Origin of the sequence: Cellulomonas rhizosphaerae (assembly GCF_003470205.1) — a bacterium.
GTDB lineage: Bacteria > Actinomycetota > Actinomycetes > Actinomycetales > Cellulomonadaceae > Cellulomonas > Cellulomonas rhizosphaerae.
On the sequence record NZ_QWKP01000036.1, the window covers coordinates 1 to 2,951 of the forward strand.

At 72.7% G+C, this 2,951-nt stretch carries 4 protein-coding genes; all 4 read right to left on the minus strand.

Features of this window, described 5'->3' with window-relative positions; translation table 11 throughout:
* Window positions 1-119: 119 nt before the first annotated feature.
* Entirely contained in the window at window positions 120-419 is a 300-nt protein-coding gene (locus D1825_RS00440; protein WP_118765583.1) for a flagellar FlbD family protein, read from the minus strand.
* A 128-nt stretch (window positions 420-547) separates the two neighbouring features.
* Window positions 548-1,726, minus strand: a complete 1,179-nt coding sequence (locus D1825_RS00445; RefSeq protein WP_118765584.1) for a flagellar hook protein FlgE — start codon at window positions 1,724-1,726, stop codon at window positions 548-550.
* A gap of 79 nt (window positions 1,727-1,805) precedes the next feature.
* Window positions 1,806-2,252: a flagellar hook assembly protein FlgD gene (locus D1825_RS00450; RefSeq protein WP_118765585.1), complete on the minus strand. Its 447-nt coding sequence runs from the start codon at window positions 2,250-2,252 to the stop codon at window positions 1,806-1,808.
* Window positions 2,253-2,275: 23 nt separating this feature from the next.
* A partial coding sequence (locus D1825_RS00455) for a flagellar hook-length control protein FliK (protein ID WP_138067021.1) occupies window positions 2,276-2,951 on the minus strand: 676 nt, incomplete at its 5' end.

Below are 2,951 nucleotides of genomic sequence, written 5' to 3' on the forward strand. Positions count from 1 at the left end.
CCAGACGAGCATCAGCGGCGCGGGCAGCATGATGGACATCGGGTCGGCGCCCTCGAGGAACAGCGCACCGAAGATGGCGACGAACGCGACACCGATGCCGATCAGTCCGGCCGGATCCATCACACACTCCTCGGTCGCAGGGGCAAGGCTGGGGCGAGCTCGTCGTCGCCGTCGTCGGGCTCGTCGCTCGGGTCGGGGACCAGCTCCATGCGGGGCGCGGTCCGGATGTCCTGGGAGCGCGCCAGCACGGCCGCGCGGTGCTCGTTGATGCGGCCGATGACCTCGAGCATCGGCTCCGCGACGATGTACTTGGTGCCGTCGATGAGCGTCAGGATCGTGTCCGGCGCGCTGTCGACACGCTGGATGAGGTCGGGGTTGACCCCGAACTGGGCGCCCGTCAGGCGCGTCACGACGATCACGGCAGGTACCCGTCCTTGGTGCGGTGCGGCCGGAGCCGCAGGGCCCGTCCGTGGGCCCTCGATGTCCTCCCCATCGGCCGGACGGCCCGCGGTGTGAGGGTTCGGCGCCCCTCACACCGCGTGGGCGGTCACCGCTTGAGGTTGACGAGCTCCTGGAGCACCTCGTCGGACGTCGTGATGACGCGCGAGTTCGCCTGGAAACCGCGCTGGGCGATGATCAGGCTGGTGAACTCGCTCGAGAGGTCCACGTTCGACATCTCGAGCGCACCGCCCTGCAGCGAGCCGCGCCCGCCCGTCCCCGCGGTGCCGATCGCCGGGTCGCCCGAGTTCACCGTGGTCGAGAAGAGCGACCCGCCGGCCTTCTCGAGCCCCGAGGGGTTGGTGAACGAGCCGAGCGCGATGCGCCCGATCGTCTGCTTGAGGCCGTTGCTGAACGCGCCCGTGATCGTGCCGTCCGCGCCGAGCGAGAACGACTGCAGCGTGCCCGCCGCCTGACCGTCCTGGCTCTGCGCCTTGACCGTGTCCAGGCCGGAGAAGCCGGTGAGCTTGGAGATGTCGACGCTGACCGCGCCGACCGTGAGCGTCGTCGGGGTGGTCAGCGAGCCGTCCGCCGCGAACGTCATCGCCGCGGGGGGGACCGTCGAGGAGCCGTCGCCGGCGCCCACGGTCCAGCCCGTCGCGGACTTGGTGAAGGTCAGCGTGAGCGTGCGCTCGTTGCCCTTCGCGTCGTAGACGTCGACCGTCCGGTTCAGGACCGTGCCGTCCGCCGCGGCCGAGTCGAGGTTGCCGCTGTAGCCCGCCTTGGTCGAGGCGACGGCTGCCATCAGGGTGCCCGCGGGGACCTTGAGGTCGGTGAGCGGGGCGTTGGTGTCGATCACGCCGTTGACGGCGGCCCAGCCCTGCACGAGCGCGCCCTCGCCGGGCAGCACCATCTGGCCCGTGGCGTCGAAGTCGAACGAGCCGGCGCGCGTGTAGAACGTGTCCGTCCCCTTGCGCACCACGAAGAACCCGTCGCCCTGGATCATCATGTCGGTGCTGCGGCCGGTGGACTGCGACGCCCCCTGCGTGAAGTTGGTCGTGATGCCCGCGACGCGCACGCCGAGGCCGACCTGCGCCGGGTTGGTGCCGCCGACGCCGCCCTGCGCGCCGCCCGCGTTGATGAGCACCTGGCTGAGCGTGTCCTGGAACTGCACCTGCGAGGACTTGAACCCCGTGGTGTTGACGTTGGCGATGTTGTTGCCGGTGACGTCGAGCATGGTCTGGTGGCTGCGCAGACCGCTGATGCCGGAGAAGAGCGAGCGGAGCATGTCGGGTTCCCTTCGGGGGGCCGGGCCTCTGGTCGGCGCGGCAGTGCGGGTGAGTGGATGCGGGGCTTGGCTGGGTGCGTCAGGTCGTGGCTGGTGTGGTCGTGGCGGGCTTGGTCTCGGTGACGGCGCCGACGACGTCGAGCGGCACGTCGTGGCCGTCGACCGAGACGGTCGGGACGGGACCGGAGAACGAGACCGACTCGGCGGTGCCCGTGTGCTCGGTCCCGGCGTCGTCGGTCCAGGAGACCTGCTTGCCGACCAGCGACGAGGCGGCGACGCGCATCTGGAGCGCGAACGACTCGCGGGACGTGTCGCTGAGCTCGACGAGCTTCTCCATCGTGGTCAGCTGCGTCGTCTGCGCCATGAGCTGCGAGGAGTCCATGGGGCTGCTCGGGTCCTGGTTGCGCAGCTGCGTGACCAGGAGGTTGAGGAAGGCCTGCTTGTCGAGGTCGCCGCTCGCTCCTGTCGACGAGGAGGTGGACGAGCCGGCCGACGCGCCGGTGACGTACGAGGTGTCGATGGACATGGGTGCCTCCGTGAGGTTGCTGGTCAGACGAGCAGGTCGATGCGGCCGGGTGACGCGCGCGGCGCGTCCGGGTCGGGTCTGGACCCGCCGGGGTCGTCGCCCGACGACGCGCCGCCGCCGGCCCGCGTGGACGCGGCCGGACCGTCGCCCGGGCGGCCGTCCGTGCCGTGCGCACCCGGCTGGCCCGAACCGCGTGAGCCGACGTCGACCTGCACGCCCGCGGCGGTGAGGTCGCGGCGCAGGTCGGCGAGCGACGAGCGCAGGGCTTCGCGGGACGCGTCGGTCGCGCCGACGAGCTCGACGCGCACCGACTCCGGGCCGATGTGCGCGACGATCCGGACGGGGCCGAGGTGCTCGGGGTCCACCGGGACCGTGAGCACGTGTGTGCCCTTCGCCAAGCCGTGCAGCGACGTGAGGCGGGCGCCGAGCTGCTCGGCGAGCGGGGCGGGCGTTGCTGGGGCGGGCGTTGCTGGTGCGGGCGCTGCGGGGGCGGCAGCCGTCGCCTGGGGGCCGGCCGGTGCAGGGACCGCGCTCGCGACGGGCGCGGGCACGGTGGGTGCTGCGTCGGTCGTCGATGCCGGGCTCGCGGGGTGCGCGGCGGCCGGGTGCGCCTGGTCGGTGACCGCGGGCGTGGCGGGCAGGGCCGAGACTGCCTGGTCTGGGCGCGCCGACGGCTGGGGCGCCGCGGGCGGAGCAGCC